This window comes from Salinibacterium sp. NG253 (assembly GCF_015864945.1).
Lineage (GTDB): Bacteria > Actinomycetota > Actinomycetes > Actinomycetales > Microbacteriaceae > Rhodoglobus.
This window is the reverse complement of sequence record NZ_JADYWF010000001.1, coordinates 22806-39786: the sequence shown is the minus strand read 5'-3', so window position 1 is coordinate 39786 and position 16981 is coordinate 22806. Positions and strand designations below refer to the sequence as shown.

Here is a 16981-nt window from a genome sequence, read left to right as displayed (position 1 = left end):
CTCAGTCAGTGGCAGCTGGCGCTGCCTCCGCTTTGGCACCGCTTTTCATGTTGCTTGCAAACATTTCAGCAATCTTCGTCAGCTGGTCCGCGTCGTCCAAATCGAACTTTCCCGTGAAGACCCGCTCTGTCGTGACCCGCCAACTCTCGCCGAGTACACCGGTAAGAGTGGCGGCGACACCCGCGGAGATTACTGAGCCGACTCCGGGAATAAGTTTGAGCAGACTTGCGGCCGCCATTTTTCCAGCGCCCGCAGCGAGAACTGTCGTAGAACCCACCAATTTCGCTGCTTTCGCTTGTGGGATGTCGTAGATCGCAGCGATTCGCGCCATGAGCGCGGCTTGAGCCGGGACGAGCAGTGCAGCATCTGCGAGCGGGATGGGGGTTGCTCCGACGCCACCCGCGAATGCAACAGCACCCGCGATCCAAGATCTTGCATAGCGAGCTTTAATCGTCAGATCGATTTTCTGTGCCCCGGCGACAGAAATCTTCTGCGCCTCAGGAACTACACGATAGGTCTCGTCCAGGAGGGTCTCGAGTCCGAACCGCCCGACTCCGTTGAATTCGTCGTCCACGGATGAAGTAATTACCGGGCGGCCGCCGACGATCGGAAGCGTCATCTTGCTAATCTCATCCGCGAGGGAAGCAGTCTTAGGTTCTACAACTCCGTTGCGCACGTTAGCTTTGGTCAGGACTAGGACTACCGGGATGCCGAGCGCAGCCACTTTGGTGATGACATCGCGTTGGCCTTTTTCGAGTCGACCAGTCTGACTGTTCACGCAATACCAGGCGACATGGATTACAGCATCCGACTCACCTTGCCTGTTCCGGAACAGTCGCTGGGTTATGTCGCGGACCGGGTTTCTGCCTCCCAGCTCAACACCCGCGCCGTCGAAAATTGCGAGAGTGCCAGCATCGTTGACGAACATCTCGGTTTCGTTAGTGACTGGCGCTCCGATTCCTGTTTGTGCAATTTCTGCCCCGAAAATTGCATTCAACAGTGTTGATTTGCCGGCGCCAGTTGCGCCAAAAAGCGCAATATTCGCGCGCTCTACGGGCACTTCACCCTCGATAGCAGCCTGAAGGTCATCTTGATCTCGCATAGCACCCATTCCTCGCTCCGAATCCGAACTCTAGCAACGCTCAAACTGTACCGGTGTCGGCCAGTCGCGAATAGCGAGGCGCGGCGAAAACGTTGACGAGGCACCCCTGAGGCGGTCCCGAAAACGTCGATTGGGCGCACACCAATCGTTATCGCCTCGCGTCAAGAGTGATCGCGAGGCCAAAGCTCGCGACGCGAGGCGCTCGCCCAGAATGCCAAGAACTAGCGAGGCGTACGCGAGCGCTTCAGCGCCGCCATTGCCGCGCGGTCGAACCCGAAGGTACGGCGAGCAACGAATCCGCCGATGGTTGTTCCGGCCGCCAAGCCGAGGCCGGTCGCGAGTGCCATCACCATCGAGGGAAGCGCTTCGGTGACGCCGAATTCGGAGTCCATGAGCGCGTAAATACCGCGGTACAAAGCAAGACCAGGCAACAGCGCGATGATGCCCACCATGTTGGTGGCGCCTTCTGGCACTTTGAGCCAGCGGTAGAGAAGGTAGCTCACGACGCCGGCCGCTGTTCCGGCAATAGCAGGAGCAAGCCCGGGCGACGACGCCAAGGGCAGCACGAACCAGTAGACGGCGTACACGAGGGCGGCACCCATCGCCATGATCGGGAGCAACCGCATCCGCACATAAGAGGCAAGGGCGAAGCCGACGGCGATGATGGCCGAGCCGACCATTCCCGAGACAACACTGCGGCTGTCCCCCAGCGTGTCACCGATCGCCACAGGGATTCCTAGGCGCAACGAGATGCTGAGCACGATCGAGATACCGACAGCAAGGCCGAGCGTCATCATGATGACTTCCATGCCGCGAGCCGTCGCCGTGACGTAATAGCCGCCGATCGCGTCACTCGCCGCCGATGTGAGGCCGACACCGGAAAGCAGCATGATGATTCCGGAGATCACAATCACGGTCGGGCTGTTCGATCCGGGAATATCGATCCCGATTGACCGCAGCCAAAACATGAACACCGCAATGACGCTGATGACGCCGGCAGCGGCCATCTGGGCGAAGAAAGCGGGGACCGACAAACGTTCAAGACGACGCGTTAGTACATCCGAGAGGGCGGCGGATATTGCAGCCACAAGAACCAGCACGAAGCTGGCACCGAAGATCACAACAACACCTGCCGCGAGTATGCCCTTGCCGGCGGTGACGACCCAGCGTCGGTAGGGATGCGGTGTGGTGAGGATTGCGCCCAGTTCCTCGCGGGTCTCATCCACATCCCCAGGGCCGTCGGGCCCAGTGATCACATCGATGAGCCAGTACACGTTCTGTAGCCGCGTGTAGTCAATGGTGCGCACTTTGACGATGCGCATGATCGACATGGGGTCTTCGTTCATCCCGCGGTGTATCGAAACGGTGAGCGACGTGAAGGTGATGTCGACGTGCATCCCGGTAACGCCATAGGCGGTGCTGATGCGCAGCACGGTCGCCACAACGTCAGCGGCGGATGCTCCGGTCGCGAGCATCGCTTCGCCCGCGCGCAAACACAGGTCGATGACCGAGCGCGCGTGACGCTGAGACAGCTGATGTTCGCTCCCCGGCAACGACAAGAGTTGCGTGGGCGCATTGTTGGAGCGCAGGGCTCCCCCGGCCATAGTGATGAGGGATCGACTGATCCGTTGCTGGAATGCGCGAAGTCGATTGTTGCCCGTAGTCACCCCTCTAGGCTACGGGCTGCAACATGGGAATCGGTCCGCGACGGGACCAATATCCACCGCCACCTCAACTAAATCGACTACTCTGCACGATGGTGAAAAAATCCACCACTCCGGATGCCGCACCCTGCGTTTCAGCTCAGGGCGGGCTCCCCCAACAACTACGGCACGAACCACTAGCCGCTGAGAAGAAAACGAGTAAGCGATGACCCGAGTTCACCCCGTCATCCGCACTGTCGGCGATGCCTTCCGCGGCATGCTGATCGGCTTCGCTGAGATCGTTCCCGGCGTCAGCGGCGGCACCATCGGCCTCCTCGTCGGCGTCTACGACACGCTCATCGATGGCGCCGGGCACCTCGCCCGGGGAGTGGCGCTCACGATCGCCGACGGCATCCGTGGTCGCGGCTTCTCTCGCGCTGGCGCCCACTTCCGTTCGGTGCGCTGGAACGTCGTATTGCCCATTGGTATCGGGATGCTCGCCGCCATCGTGATCGGCGCTGCGCTGCTCGCTCCCCTGATCGAGCAATACCCCACCGGCACCCGCGCAGTCTCTGCCGGACTCATTGCCGCGTCCCTCATTGTGCCCGCCCGCATGGTTGGTGGGCGCTGGACGTTCCCCGAGGTTCTGATCGGCCTCCTGGCCGCTGGTATCGCTGTTGCGCTCACGGGCTTGCCGCGTGGCGGGGATGCGGACCCCACGCTCATCATCGTCTCGCTCGCTGCGGCCCTCGCGGTGTGCGCCCTCGTGCTGCCCGGAGTTTCGGGCTCCTACCTTCTGCTGATCCTCGGCATGTATGCGCCGACTCTCGCTGCGGTCAACGACCGCAACTTTGGCTACCTCGGAGCCTTCGCCATCGGTGCCATCGTCGGCCTGGGCCTCTTCGTCTCGGGCCTGCAGTGGCTACTCAAGAACCGCCGCCGCGTCACCCTCGTCATCATGACCGGCCTCATGCTCGGCTCGCTGCGCGCCCTCTGGCCCTGGCAAACCGAGTCGGGCGAAGTACTGGCACCCGAATCCGACTTCGGATTCGTAGTGCTACTCATCGCCATCGGTGCCGCGGTCGTGCTGGGCATCATCGCTGCAGAAGCTGCCCTCACGAAGCGGCGGATGCTCTCGCCCGAGATCGTCGCTGATCCCGAGCCGCGCTGATCCAAGGTTGACTCCTAGTCCGTGCAACTTTCTGGGACAGGTGATGTCCGTTCAGATTTTGGTCGTCCGTAGATTCAATACCTCACCGCGAGATTCTGTATGCCCCATAATGCGCATCCAACTGCGGGCTCCAGATAATCACTTTCAGGGAAGATACGGAATACCAGCGCCGAGGACATCGACCTCGTAGCCTTGGGCGGCCGCAAAATCGCTCATTGACCGAATGCGGCGAATCTCAGATTCCCCTTGCGGCGGGCCAACATAGATAGCCTGAATCGGTAATCGAAGTGGCTTCGAAGGGTCGTCCGGCAGACCAATCTTTCCATTGGATAAATTGATCGTCCCACCGAGCCTTTGATATGGGACAATTCCGCGCTGGCTCGGCCTGAACGCGAGAGTGTCATCAGGCTTTCTAGTTACGACAAACCGGACCTCCTTCTCCGCAGCGTAGGCCGGGTGCTTAAGCGAAGCTACGAGCATCGCCAAGTTCTGAAATAAGAGTTCCTGCGCGAATTGGTCAGCTTGTAAGGCGCTCGCAATCTGGCCTTGCGATTCGACGAGCTGATCGAACAATCTGGTGATGTGTGCTTCCTGCGCTGAGTAGTCGTAGATAACGGTTAGCCAAGCAGGCAGGTGCTCTCCTTTATCCGCGGGGCCATCTCTGCCGACCACGTGCAACATGGTCTTGCCGTCGAGTCCAATACAACACCCTGATCCGTCGCCGTAGTTGGCCCATTGGTTCAGCAGGTGGGGCGACGTAGAGGCACTAAGGATAAACGGAAAGGCCCGCTTCATCGATCGGCCAAGCCCGTCGATGGCGCTTTGCAAAAATTCGTGTGCAGGCGTGTCGCTCGGATTCTTCAAGCGCCACGAAACATAAACCTCCGCGACCTTCTGGACACCATAATTGATCTCCTCGGGGTCGTTCATCATCGATGCTGACGATGCCCACAACTCGTGGTTTGCCAGTATCCCGTAGCACCCCGCTACCGAGGTGTAGTGCCACGCCGCACCCGCGTGCCAGTTATGGTCCGGATACTCAATCCAGTTGCCCCCGATCTTGATATAGGGCTGAAAACCACCCACACTGGCGAACGCATCGTTGCTCGAACTCGTCATGAGCATAACTTTAACGTGCCAGTCGATCCGGCCGCCTCAGAACACTTTCCGAGTCACAGCCTCCGCCCAAGTTCCCACGCGATCGACATACCATCTGCGGCGCTGATTGAAATTTAACAACCCTTCCACCCATTCCCGACAGGTCTCGGAGAGCGCCTCAGACCCACTCCTCCCGACCAAACGACTGCCAATCCACATCCGTGTGAGGGTGAGAAAACAAGGAATCAGCCTGAATAATTTCGGTACGGTTGTCAAAGAGCCTGCTGTAATGAACAAAAAGAGAGATGATGCAACGGTGAGCATTCCGACGAGCCTGAGTCCGCTGCTTGCGCTCGTGAACAGTCCGGGCGCATCGACAGTTGATTACGTCGTCGGCGGTCTCAACCTTTCGGGCACAGATCGCGAATCTGCGGCCCAGCTGCTGGCTGATAAAGCAATGATCATTGCTTGCGGCAACTCCACGGTGCTTGATCGCTGGCGTCGGCGACGGGATGGAGGTGCCCCCGAAACAGGCACCTCGCTCGAAACCGTCGAAACCTACGCCGCAATAGCGTTCGGGCATCCCAGTAAGCCTCCCAACGTTGATCATCTGCAGGGTCATGTTGCCGAAATAATCTGGAATCTCGTCGTGGCCGAAAGACTTACGACGAGAGACGGTCGGAGCTTAGTACGTGCTCACAGCGTAAAGGCAGATGCGCTTGAACCTGGCGGCGACGGACTCGTCGTGTATCAGAACCCCAGTGGCGTCCTCGTGTTTCGACTCTGGGAGATCAAAAAACACGACGCGGCGAACAAGGTTTCGAAGACGATAAGACGCGCAAGCAAGCAACTCGCAAGTCGCGGGAGCGAGTATCTCGCCAAGCTCGCAGGCCCCGAAACAACAGCTCAAAGTGGCGCAATGGGCGATCTTTATGGGAGCATCGTGGACCTCTGGTTTGACCGGAGCGAACGCGCAGGCGTCGGCGTGGCTATTGGCACCTCTGATCATCACGCGCCGACGAGTAAGCGCACTTTTGGTTCGATAAACCGGTCATTCCCAGAATTTACCGAGGCTTCTCAAACTGAGTCGATCGTTGTCGCGGTGCCTGATTTCCCGGGTTTTGTGAATCGCGTGAAGGAGATCGTGTGGAGCGGTCTCTAGACTTAGCCCTTCTGAGAGGCGCGCTTGGCGGCAGATCTGGGCTGCCCACGCCGGGCGAACTTCAAGACTTAATGGCAGATGCAGAACTCGGCCTTCTTCTGCACCGCACGGAACTTCCTTCAGACCTAATCCAAACGGCGTGGTATTTGCATGGAATTGCCTCGGTCAACGGGGCGAGAGAGCGGTACTCTCTAGCCCGGCAACGTCAAGCGTTTTTGGTGAGTGCACACATTTTCGATCTCGCTTTAGTGGACACTTCACGAACTCAAGACGAGCGTTTATCCTTCGCGTTCGCAGCGGCAATCGGCTATCGGCGAGGTGGGCGAGACCCGAACGCAGCTGCAATTGCAGGCCGCATGCAAAACGCTATCGATTCAGACGCGCCACTCGCCGAGCGTCTGAGTACTTTCAGCATGGAAATAGGTGTCGCTTTCCTCGGCCTGAACACAAGGGTTCTTTTCCGTCTACTCGCGAAATGGCGGCGTTCGTTTAGCTCCCTTGCGAAAGAATCAGGACTGGACAATCTCTCCTCGACAGCTTTCGGCCCGAACCATTTGCTTGTGTTGGGCGCGGAGGATCTCTTGATGTTTCTCGTGCGAGGCAGCGAAGTCCGCCGCAATCGCGCGAATGCGCGCTTTCTTTCTGTCGTTCAAGATGAAGTCGGCCCCGAAGACCTGAACTCTAGGTGGGTTGCGGCTCACCTGCTGAGCTTCTCCGATGCAGCGTTTGCTGGTTCCTTGTGGAATGCGGAAGTAATACCTGCGACCGTTAGTTCGTTGGTTCGCGAAGCGTTCACCACCGGCAAACCAGCGGTTACCACGCTGTGGGAGCCACAACGAGAACTGCTTACCGGGACCTTATCTCCGTTCGATCGCGACGTCAGACGAATGATCCTCTCGGTTCCGACTAGCGGAGGTAAAACCCTCATCGCGCAATTATTGGCAGTTGAGTATTTAGAACGATCAGAACGAAGCATCTGTTATGTTGCCCCCACTAGAAGTCTGGGGCGCGAAGTTCGGCAAGCGATGGCCAGTCGAATCAGGGTTCTTCAAAAGGAAGCGGGTGCCGAACAGCCTGACTACCCCGTTATGTCTGACTTCCACCTCGTATTCGATGCAGAGTCCGAACCAGCGGACGTAGAAGTAATGACTCCGGAGCGACTAAGCCATATGTTGCGTCACGATTCGATCTCTGTGGTCGAAAAATTCGGGATGTTTATTTTTGACGAGGCGCAGCTTCTCAAAGAGAAAGGTCGCGGATTCGCGCTCGAATCTGTGATTGCTACGTTGGACTCGCTTACCCGAGAGAGCGATCACCGGATCGTTTTGATCTCAGCAGCGATGGGTAATTCCGGAGCGATTGCGCAGTGGCTAAGTCCTGGTGGCGATGCACTAATCCATGAGTCCGATTGGCGCGGTCCGCGCCGCCTACACGCTGTATTCAACACGAGGGCGAATTGGAATTCAACCATTGTTGAGTCGGGCGCGGGTCCGGTTTGGAGATACCGACACACAACTGAGCTTCGTGGGGTCGTGCGAGTTCGCACCGCCAACGGTAGAACCAGTTCGCTCACAACACAGGGAGATACGGGGTGGCGTCTCGTTCGAAAGTCGAAAAACGAAACAGCCCGTTCTTCGGAAATGAACTTGGACTCTACTCGGTCGACCAAGCAGTACAAGATTGCCGCTGAAATGATTGCCGAGCTGGGTCATGCGGGGTCCGTTCTTGTGGTCGCATCAACGAAGGCTCAGGCTCAGTCGCTCGCAACGGCATTGGCTGAGCCGCGTGGTGAGAGTTCCAAGCTAATACCGCTTGTGGACTTCGTAAGGCAACAACTCGGCTCTGAGCATCCCCTTGTAGACAACCTCAGGCACGGCGTTGGTTTCCATCACGCCGGCTTACCAATAGAAGTGCTTGAAGCGATCGAAAAGGCTGCCCGAGACGATTTGCTGCCTTATCTCACTTGCACTTCTACGCTCACGGATGGCGTCAACCTCCCGGTTCGGACTGTGGTCTTATACGACCAAGGCTACCCCGGCCAGCCGGAAGACACGCGACTGCAGGGTGCTCGCTTGGTCAACGCGATGGGACGTGCTGGACGTGCTGGCAGAGAGACCGAAGGTTGGATTGTTCTCGTTAGAGCAGCCGAAGCATCGGAACAGGACTTTGCCGATCTGAACCCGGATTCGGATGACCTAGCGGTCATGTCATCGCTTCTTACAGCAGACGCGCTCATGTCGGTTGCCGAGCTCGAACGAAAGCTCCGAGAGAATGCAGATGCTCTCTTCCATGCTCAGGGCGCAGCGGCAGATTTTGTAAGTTTCGTGTGGCTAATGTTGGCAATCGATGAGGAGGGCTCGGGAGACGAGGCTGAATTGGATGTGTCCAAAATTGTTGACACGACATTGCTCGCATCGCAGTCCGCAGAGGCACGCACCGACTATCTAGCTATCGCTGCGGCGACACGAAGCACATACTTGTCTGTCTCTCAAGAAGCACGGCTTAGGTGGCCGCGGACAGGAACCTCCATCGGCTCAAGTCGATTCATTGATTCCGTTGCGGAAGAGATCGCTAATAAAATTGTCGAGGACGACCTTCAATATATCGATTCGCCTGATTTTGCGCTTCAATTGCTAGGCCCCGTTCTTGAAGAGCTATTAGGGCTGCGCGAAGCACCAAAATGGGAATTTCGGGCGACGTCTCAAGGTGCCAACATTCGTGTCGAGCCCGATAGATTGCTTCAAGACTGGATGTCGGGAGCATCGTTGTCGGATCTAGCCGAGGCCCACCTAAGCGCTGCTTCTCCGGCGGCTTGGCGCATCGAGCAAATGGTTGCTGCAGTCACCCAGCAGTTCGAGCACTACCTCGCTTGGACTGTAGGCGCGGTGACCGACCTAGTGAACTGGCATCTGGACAATATCGGATACGAGCAAAGGCTCTGCTCCGAGCTCTCTGGATTCATCCGGTACGGCGTCAGAAACTCACGTTCGCTGCAGCTCATGACGTCGGGCATCAGGTCACGACGGCTATGTCACCTTATGGAGACCATGATGCCGGAAGACGTCAATTCAACCGACGACATGCGAACTTGGCTTTCTCAGATGACCATAAGTACGTGGCGCGACCGGTTCCGAGCCTCTTCATCAGAACTGCTCGACCTCGTTGAATTCACTCGTACTCGTGGGCGAAGTCTCCTGCGGGCCTTGCTCGAAACTGGCGTTACCACAGCGAGCACTTCTAGAACCTCTCACACAGCATACGAAGGCGACCCAACGTTTGCGCTTCGTCCCATAGACGACGATACAGATCCAGCCCCGCTAGGCGTCTATCTAGGGGATGACCTAATTGCGACAATCGCACCTAGTGATCACGCTGACATTCAGTCGATTCTCGACACGGGGCTCAACATCGATGTGTCGTTCAGACCGGATGACGAATCTATATTGTTCGTGACCTTGTCCTCCGACGAATCGGTAGAAAACCCTAGCCTGTTCTAGACTGTATCGAGCTAAAAACTGTGAGATCTTGAGCTAATTTCGCGCCGCATCCACACAGGCAGAAAGACACAGCAACGAATCTGCCGTGAAAAGGCGCACGCTCCTCAATTCGCCGTATTCCGTGCAACTCGCCTCGCTCCCAGAGAGTCGGATAACTACGATGCGGGCTCCGTGAGAGTGATGCGCCAGTACGCCCACGCGGTGGACTCACCTTCTATCCCCTTGAACGCTATGCGGCGATCACAGGAAGGCGGCCTGTTGCGCAAATTTTTGGAATGACGGCGAGCGAGCAATTGAAATTCGAGCTTCCTTGGCGGTCGCGGTGTACTGAAGGAAGATTTAACCGCGGAAACCTCGAGAGTAGGTTGAGCGCACCTCTATTCCAAAGAATCGTGAGCAGGTGCCTCAAACAAGCCCTTCGGCAGGCACCTGACGAAAGCGAACGTAACCCTGTCGTTAGCGCCTTGCATCACGACCGATAGCGGGGCCTGGCTCCGCCAGCTCGCGCAACCGCAGCACCGCCGCAGCACGACTCGTCACCTGCAGCACGCGAAAGACCCCTTCGAGGTGCTTCTTCACGGTCGACTCCGACATGCCGAGTTCGCGCGCGAGCTCGTTGTTCGAACCTCCGGTGCGCGCGAGGGTGAGCAGCACTTCGGCCTGACGAGGGGTGAGGCCTGCCACCAAGAGCGCGTTCGTGTCCGCTGCGACATCCTGTTGCCGGCGCAACAGCAGCACCGTGGGGCCGAGCCGCACCGGATGCACAATGCAGTGCCACCGGTGCGTGCCGATGAGCACATCGTGACGAGAATCGTTGCCGGGCGCTTGCGCGGTGTCGGCGATGATTGACGCGAGGCTGTCCGGGACCCGGGCTCCGGCATCCAACACCGTCGACGACGACGCCTCCACCACGCCATCCGAGCGCACCGAAACGACCGCCCAGGCGTAGCGATCCATCTCCGCATCCACGAGGCGGGAACGCTCAGCGTCAAGCGACGAACGGTGGTGCATAGCGAGATGACCGCTCAGGGCGTTCATGACGGCAACGTCGCGATCGCTGAACTCCCCCATACGCTCGCTACGGTTCAGGGCATAAGCGACCACGACATCCGGCGGCGACGGCAGTTGCGTCACCAACTGAAAGCGCACACCGAACGGGCCGTAGAAATGGCGGTACAGGTCGGTGTCGGTGACATCCGCGCCGCCCTCAACATCACAGAAACGGATAGCACCGAGCCCGAGCGCAGAATTTGCGGCGGCGTTCAGCGGATGCTGGTGAAAGTACTTGTCGTACTGCGGCTTCAGCCGGGTGGCTGTCGCAACCTCGCTGGCGGGCGACATGACGTACCGAAAGTCGCGGGTGGCGAGCACCATGTCATTGAAGGATGCGCTGTCGCAGTCGATGACCTCGCGCACAGCGTCCAGCACATCCGCAAATTCGAGGGGCGGATGCTGTGTGAGCCGGCTGGCAACTCGCAAGACCGCTTGCGCGTCAGAATCGCTGAGTCCCATGCTCCAACACCCTACCCGCGCGGCTACGCCGAAAGACGTATTGCACAACCACTCTGACGGCGAGGAACCTTGACCCCATGAACACTGCGCACTCAGCCCCCATGCCCTCATCCGTTCTCTGGGCGCGCACTGCACGGGTCGCCGCGATCGTTCTCGCTGTCAGCGCCACGCTCGCGGCCTGCTCCCCCGCCGCTGACGAGCTCGCAGACTCTGCGACGACAGAAGAAGCTACGACTACGGATGAGACCACAGGTGACGAGGGAACGACAGACGAGCCCGCTACCGCCGGCTTCAGCACCGACGATGTCGGCAACGCCACGCTGCGCATCAACGGCGTCGAGTTTCCGGACTTCACTGGCGACTGCGAGATCAGCCGCGGGTTCGGCACCGAAGACGTCGGAGACCTCAATGACGGCGACATTGTCACCATCATCGGCATCGACAACGTCGACGCCCACGAAGACATGCTGATGAACTACATCGCGCTCAACGAGGAGAGCTTCCGCTTCCGTGACCAAGAGGCTGCCGCCGGAGTCGGCAACAACGCCAACGGCACCATCTCGACGCTGACAGAGATCAGCGAGCGAACGCCCGATGGAAGCCGCGACATCGTCGAAGTTCGCTTTGCCGGCGCCTTCGAAGACGGCACCCCCATCGAAGCAGATGTCGTCTGCGAACTGCAGAACAAGTTCTAGTTCGCGCCCTCATCCGCCCACTGTCTCGCGACATGGGCCCGCGCCACTCGCACTGCGGGAAGGCAAGGCTCAGCCAACTGGCGTAAACTAGGCCTCTTGCTTACTGAGCCCGCGGGGCTCGCTCGACGGAGGTTCCGTGGCCGGAAATGCCAACACGCGCTTCAACAATGTTTCCCTGTTGTCGGTCGCGAGCACACTACCCAGCCGGGTAACCACATCAGAAGACCTTGAGGCGCGCCTCGCCCCGGCGTTCTCGCGCCTCGCGCTGCCCAGCAGACTCCTGCAACGGGTGGCCGGCGTGCTCGAGCGTCGCAACTGGGCTGCCGGTGAAACATCCGACGACGCCACTGTCGCGGCAGGCCAACGCGCGCTAGCCGAAGCCGGTGTGGATGCCTCTGAAGTCGGCCTCCTCATTAATACGTCGGTCAGCCGAAAGCACCTTGAACCCTCGGTGGCGGTGCGGTTGCACCACGGCCTCGGCCTGCCCAGCTCGGCCATCAACTTCGACGTCGCGAACGCGTGTCTCGGTTTTGTCAGCGGGATGAACCTTGCCGCGAACATGATCGAGTCGGGCCAGATTCGCTACGCGATCATCGTCAATGGCGAAGACGCCGACGACATCCAAACCAACACCATCGACCGCCTGCTGAAACAGGATTCCGATCGTGACGGCTTCATGAGCGAATTCGCGTCGCTCACCCTCGGTTCCGGCGCTGCTGCTGCCGTACTCGGACGCACCGACGAGCACCCGGCCGGTCATCCGATTCTCGGTGGAGTCACCCGCGCGGCAACCCAGTTCCACGAACTCTGTGTCGGCAGCGTCGACGGTATGTTCACCGACGCGAAAGCACTCCTTAAAGGTGGCCTCGACCTCGTCGTTTCGGCGTGGAAGGAAGCATCCACCGAATGGGATTGGTCCGCAATGGATCTCTACGTCACCCACCAGGTGTCGTCGGTGCACACCAACGCCATCGTCAAGGCCGCAAAGCTCGACCGCGATCGCGTGCCCACTACTTTCCCGCAGTACGGCAACGTCGGCCCCGCGTCGATTCCCATCACGCTTGATGAAGCGCAAGGATCGCTCAAGAAAGGCGACCGCGTACTCCTGATGGGCGTCGGCTCTGGCCTCAATACCGCAATGATGGAGCTCGCATGGTGACTGAAGCCGCTTCCCGCCCGCCGCACAACCTGCCCGGGCTCGACCCGCGCTTCAGCCGCATCGCTTCTGTGCCCGGAAGTGGTCTGGATGCGGGACTCACCCGCGAATGGCACTACCTCGACAACGGCGACGAGTTGGCTCGCCTCGGCTTGCCCATTGCCGGCACTATCTTGGCCGTCCACGGCAACCCGACCTGGTCGTACTACTGGCGCGAACTGCTGACGCAATCGGTGCAGGCTGCCGAGGCTGGCGCCGCCGCTGCGGCTGCGGCTGGTGACGCGTCTGGGGCTGCGGCGCCCGCGTGGCGGATCATCGCCGTCGACCAACTCGACATGGGCTTCTCGGAACGCACCGGCATCCATCGTCCACTCGCTCAGCGGGTCGCTGATCTGACCGCGTTCACCGATGCACTCTCTCTTGACGGGCCTGTGATCTCGCTTGGTCACGACTGGGGCGGCGTCGTCTCGCTCGGCTGGGCTGTCGATCATCCGGCGCAGCTCTCGGGAGTCATGCTGTTGAACACGGCGGTGCATCACGAGACCGGCAAGCCAATCCCCGCACCGCTGCGGCTGGCGCGCGCCCGCGGAATGCTGGCGGCATCCACCGTGCGCACCACCGCGTTCTTAGAGACCACGCTCGCGCTCACGTCTGAGCCGCTCGACCCGGCGGTGAAGGATGCCTACCGCGCGCCGTACCGCACGTCAGCACGTCGCGGCGGGATCGGCGGCTTCGTTGCCGACATCCCCGTGGATGCTGATCACGAAAGCTACAGCGAGCTCGACCGCATCGCGACCGCCGTTGCCGAGCTCGACCTGCCGGCGCTCATGCTGTGGGGTCCGCGCGATCCGATCTTCAGCGACTACTACCTCGACGACCTCATCGGGCGACTTCCGCACGCGAACGTCCACCGTTTTGAGGGTGCCGGCCACCTCGTTGCCGAAGACGTTCCCTACGCCGACTCGGTGCTGACCTGGCTCGGCGACAACGCTGCGAGTCTCGCGGACCCCGGGTCGGCCTCGCCGTCGCCGCGGGAAGCGATCGCTGCAGCATCCGCATCCACCGATTCAGACGACTCGAGCTTCGTCCCGCTCTGGCGCAACCTCGATGAACGCGCCGATGACACCACCACCGCCGTGATCGACATGTCGACGCGTGGGCAACGCGGTCCTCAGCAGGTCAGCTGGCGACAGCTCTCGGACCGCGTGAGTCAGATCGCCGCCGGCCTCACCGCAATCGGTGTGAAGAAGGGTCAGCGAGTCTCGTTGCTCGTCCCGCCCGGGCCGACACTCACCGCCGTGGTCTACGCCTGCCTGCGGATCGGCGCCATCATCGTCGTCGCGGATGCCGGCCTCGGCGTCAAGGGACTCACCCGTGCCGTGCGCGGATCGTGGCCCGACTTCATCATCGGCGAAGCGCCCGGCCTCACCGCCGCCCGCACGCTCGGCTGGCCCGGAGTGCGCATCTCCACCGCGCAACTGCCCAAGGTTTCCGCCGCAGCACTCGGCGTCTCGTACAGCCTGCGCGACCTGATCACGCTCGGCGCCAACACTTCCCTCCCCGCCGAACCGCGGGCTGAGGATGACGCAGCGATCCTCTTCACCTCGGGCTCAACCGGCCCAGCCAAGGGCGTCGTCTACCGCCACGGCCAGCTATCTGCTCTGCGGGACGTGCTTGCGCGCCACTTCGAAGTCACCGCCGACACCGGACTCGTAACCGGGTTCGCGCCGTTTGCCCTGCTGGGTCCGGCACTCGGCACGCGATCAGTGACGCCTGCGATGGATGTCTCGTCTCCCCGCACCCTCACCGCCCGCGCAGTCGCGGCCGCGGTGGAAGCATCCGGGGGCAGCATGGTGTTCCTCTCCCCCGCCTCGATCCTCAATGTCGTGGCAACCTCGGGAGATCTCACCGCGCACGACCGCAGCGAACTCGAGCGCGTGCATACCTTCCTCTCTACTGGGGCACCGATCGGCGCAGAACTGCTCGCCTCGGCAGCAACCATCATGCCGAACGCAACACCGCACTCTCCGTACGGCATGACCGAATGCCTCTTGGTGACGGACATCACGCTCGACGGCATCCGCGCTGCCGCCGGTGGCACTCATACCGGCGTGTGCGTGGGCAAGCCAATCGGCGAGAACCTCATTCGCATCAGCGCACTCGATTCCGACGGCGCCGCGACTGGAACACCGAGCACTGAGCCCGGAATTCTTGGCGAGATCATCGTCTCGGCGCCGCACCTCAAGGATCACTACGATCGACTGTGGCTCACCGATCGCGCCGCTGCGCGCGAGACTGCTATCGACACGGATGCCGCGAACGCTGCGGACCCTGCGGACGCGACGACCGCGCCCGATGCGCCCTCCGCTCGCTGGCACCGCACGGGCGACGTTGGTCACCTCGATGAGCTCGGCCGCCTCTGGGTCGAAGGCCGCCTTCCTCACGTGATCGTGACGGCTACGGGCCCGATCGCACCGGTCGGTGCCGAGCAGGATGTCGAGGGCGTGGCCGCCGTGCGCCGTGCTGCTGTTGTGGGCGTCGGCCCGCACAAGCTGCGCCAAGCCGTCGCGGTGGTGGAAACGATCTCGCCGACCCGCAAGCCTGGCCTCGCGGATCCCGAACTGACGGCGGCCATTCGCGCGAGCACGACCCTTCCGCTCGTAGCTGTGCTTGCTGTGCCTCAGCTTCCGACCGACATCCGCCACAACTCCAAAATCGACCGCACACGGTTGTCCGAGTGGGCCGAGCGACTGCTGGCTGGCGGAAAGCCGACCGCACCATGATCGTGCTCATCACAGGGGCATCCGGATTTCTCGGACGCGCGGTTGCCGCAGAGGCAGTCGCCGCGGGGCACGACGTGCGCACGCTGCAACGTCGTCCGTCTGGCGTCGACGGGGTTACCGACTTCCTCGGCTCGATTACCGATGCGGATGACGTCGCGACTGCGATGGAAGGCGTCGAAGGCGTCATCCACCTCGCCGCGAAGGTATCGCTCGCCGGCGACCCGCACGCCTTTCACGCGGTCAACGTCGAGGGAACCCAGCTCGTGCTCGCCGCGGCCGAAGCAGCAGGCGTTTCTCGCTTCGTGCAGGTGTCATCGCCCTCGGTAGCGCACTCCGGCTCCGCGTTGGCCGGCGTCGGCGCCGAACCCGCGTCACCCGAACATGCGCGCAGTGAATACGCACGCACCAAAGCGCAAGCGGAACTGCTCGCTCTCGCCAGCGATTCCGACCGGATGCACGTGGTCGCCATTCGCCCGCACCTCGTCTGGGGTCCTGGTGACACCCAGCTCGTTGGCCGCATCGTCGACCGAGCTCGCCGTGGACGCTTGCCGCTACTCAATGGCGGCACCGCCCTCATCGACACGACCTACGTCGACAACGCCGCATCCGGAATCGTGGCCGCCCTGCACCGCGCCGACATCGCCCACGGCAAGGCCTACGTTCTGACTAATGGTGAACCTCGCCCGGTTGCTGACATCTTGGCGGGCATCTGCCTCGCTTCGGGAGTTCAGCCGCCGCGCTGGAGTATCCCGGCCGCCGTTGGACGCACCGCTGGCTCTCTCGTCGAACGAGTGTGGGCAGTGCGCCCCGGTGCGGACGAGCCGCCCATGACGCGCTTTCTTGCCGAACAGCTTTCGACAGCGCACTGGTTCGATCAGCGCGACATCCGCGAGGCTCTGGACTGGTCGCCCGCCGTGAGTATTGACGAAGGCCTACGCCGACTCGCCCGTCACGAGCGTTAGCGGGTACGCTCGGGGCACGAGCCACTCGGCTCACAGGAGGACAACGTCATGGCCGATAAATCACCCAAGAAATCATCCGGCAAGACTGTAGCCAGCAAGTCTCTCAAAGAGAAGCGCGCTGACAAAAAAGACAAGGCCGCCGGCAAGCGCAAGGACTGAAACTCGCTCAGCGGCGCGGGTGCTTCTGCAAACGGAAGCGC

11 protein-coding genes are annotated in these 16981 nt (G+C 60.9%); 7 read left to right on the top strand and 4 right to left on the bottom strand.

Translation table 11 applies throughout. The features are described from left to right. Position 1: 1 nt before the first annotated feature. Positions 2-1102, bottom strand: a complete 1101-nt coding sequence (locus tag I6E52_RS00175) for a YcjF family protein (RefSeq protein WP_197154100.1) — start codon at positions 1100-1102, stop codon at positions 2-4. Positions 1103-1323: 221 nt separating this feature from the next. After that, positions 1324-2769, bottom strand: a complete 1446-nt coding sequence (locus tag I6E52_RS00170; RefSeq protein ID WP_307842288.1) for a threonine/serine exporter family protein — start codon at positions 2767-2769, stop codon at positions 1324-1326. A 202-nt stretch (positions 2770-2971) separates the two neighbouring features. On the opposite strand from I6E52_RS00170, the gene I6E52_RS00165 reads away from it, so the two are divergent. Next, entirely contained in the window at positions 2972-3916 is a 945-nt protein-coding gene (locus I6E52_RS00165) for a DUF368 domain-containing protein (RefSeq protein WP_197154098.1), read from the top strand. A 144-nt stretch (positions 3917-4060) separates the two neighbouring features. Here I6E52_RS00165 and I6E52_RS00160 read toward each other — a convergent pair whose 3' ends face one another. Next, positions 4061-5035, bottom strand: a complete 975-nt coding sequence (locus I6E52_RS00160; protein ID WP_197154097.1) for a DUF2971 domain-containing protein — start codon at positions 5033-5035, stop codon at positions 4061-4063. A 208-nt stretch (positions 5036-5243) separates the two neighbouring features. Between I6E52_RS00160 and I6E52_RS00155 the strand changes: the two genes are divergently transcribed. Together I6E52_RS00155 and I6E52_RS00150 are read left to right on the top strand one after the other, a co-directional pair. Then, on the top strand, positions 5244-6176 hold the full coding sequence (locus I6E52_RS00155; RefSeq protein WP_197154096.1) for a hypothetical protein: 933 nt from the start codon (positions 5244-5246) through the stop codon (positions 6174-6176). Between the two features lie 71 nt (positions 6177-6247). After that, positions 6248-9673: a DEAD/DEAH box helicase gene (locus tag I6E52_RS00150; RefSeq protein ID WP_197154095.1), complete on the top strand. Its 3426-nt coding sequence runs from the start codon at positions 6248-6250 to the stop codon at positions 9671-9673. A gap of 456 nt (positions 9674-10129) precedes the next feature. Here the strand turns inward: I6E52_RS00150 and I6E52_RS14245 are convergent, their stop codons facing one another. Then, the gene (locus I6E52_RS14245; RefSeq protein ID WP_231601707.1) at positions 10130-11185 is read right to left on the bottom strand and encodes a LuxR C-terminal-related transcriptional regulator; all 1056 of its coding nucleotides are present in this window, start codon (positions 11183-11185) and stop codon (positions 10130-10132) included. Between the two features lie 77 nt (positions 11186-11262). On the opposite strand from I6E52_RS14245, the gene I6E52_RS00140 reads away from it, so the two are divergent. The 4 genes from I6E52_RS00140 to I6E52_RS00125 all read left to right on the top strand — a co-directional run bounded on the left by I6E52_RS00140 (position 11263) and on the right by I6E52_RS00125 (position 16781). Continuing rightward, positions 11263-11880 carry a hypothetical protein gene (locus tag I6E52_RS00140; protein ID WP_197154094.1) on the top strand — a complete coding sequence of 206 codons (618 nt, stop codon included), beginning with the start codon at positions 11263-11265 and terminating at the stop codon, positions 11878-11880. 136 nt (positions 11881-12016) lie between these two features. Then, the gene (locus I6E52_RS00135; RefSeq protein ID WP_197154093.1) at positions 12017-13039 is read left to right on the top strand and encodes a 3-oxoacyl-ACP synthase III; all 1023 of its coding nucleotides are present in this window, start codon (positions 12017-12019) and stop codon (positions 13037-13039) included. Continuing rightward, positions 13033-15819, top strand: a complete 2787-nt coding sequence (locus I6E52_RS00130) for an alpha/beta fold hydrolase (RefSeq protein WP_197154092.1) — start codon at positions 13033-13035, stop codon at positions 15817-15819. Before I6E52_RS00135 ends, I6E52_RS00130 begins: the two co-directional genes overlap by 7 nt. Then, positions 15816-16781 (top strand): NAD(P)-dependent oxidoreductase, encoded by a 966-nt coding sequence (locus I6E52_RS00125; protein WP_197156806.1) that lies wholly within the window; start codon positions 15816-15818, stop codon positions 16779-16781. The genes I6E52_RS00130 and I6E52_RS00125 overlap by 4 nt, the downstream gene beginning before the upstream one ends. The last annotated feature ends 200 nt before the right edge of the window (positions 16782-16981 follow it).

Excerpts from the sequence above, each read along its gene's own strand:
- I6E52_RS00150 (WP_197154095.1), top strand. The coding sequence starts at position 6,248 with ATGGCAGATGCAGAACTCGGCCTTCTTCTGCACCGCACGGAACTTCCT.
- I6E52_RS00160 (WP_197154097.1), bottom strand. The coding sequence starts at position 5,035 with ATGACGAGTTCGAGCAACGATGCGTTCGCCAGTGTGGGTGGTTTTCAG.
- I6E52_RS14245 (WP_231601707.1), bottom strand. The coding sequence starts at position 11,185 with ATGGGACTCAGCGATTCTGACGCGCAAGCGGTCTTGCGAGTTGCCAGC.
- I6E52_RS00140 (WP_197154094.1), top strand. The coding sequence starts at position 11,263 with ATGAACACTGCGCACTCAGCCCCCATGCCCTCATCCGTTCTCTGGGCG.
- I6E52_RS00165 (WP_197154098.1), top strand. The coding sequence starts at position 2,972 with ATGACCCGAGTTCACCCCGTCATCCGCACTGTCGGCGATGCCTTCCGC.
- I6E52_RS00130 (WP_197154092.1), top strand. The coding sequence starts at position 13,033 with ATGGTGACTGAAGCCGCTTCCCGCCCGCCGCACAACCTGCCCGGGCTC.
- I6E52_RS00175 (WP_197154100.1), bottom strand. The coding sequence starts at position 1,102 with ATGCGAGATCAAGATGACCTTCAGGCTGCTATCGAGGGTGAAGTGCCC.
- I6E52_RS00125 (WP_197156806.1), top strand. The coding sequence starts at position 15,816 with ATGATCGTGCTCATCACAGGGGCATCCGGATTTCTCGGACGCGCGGTT.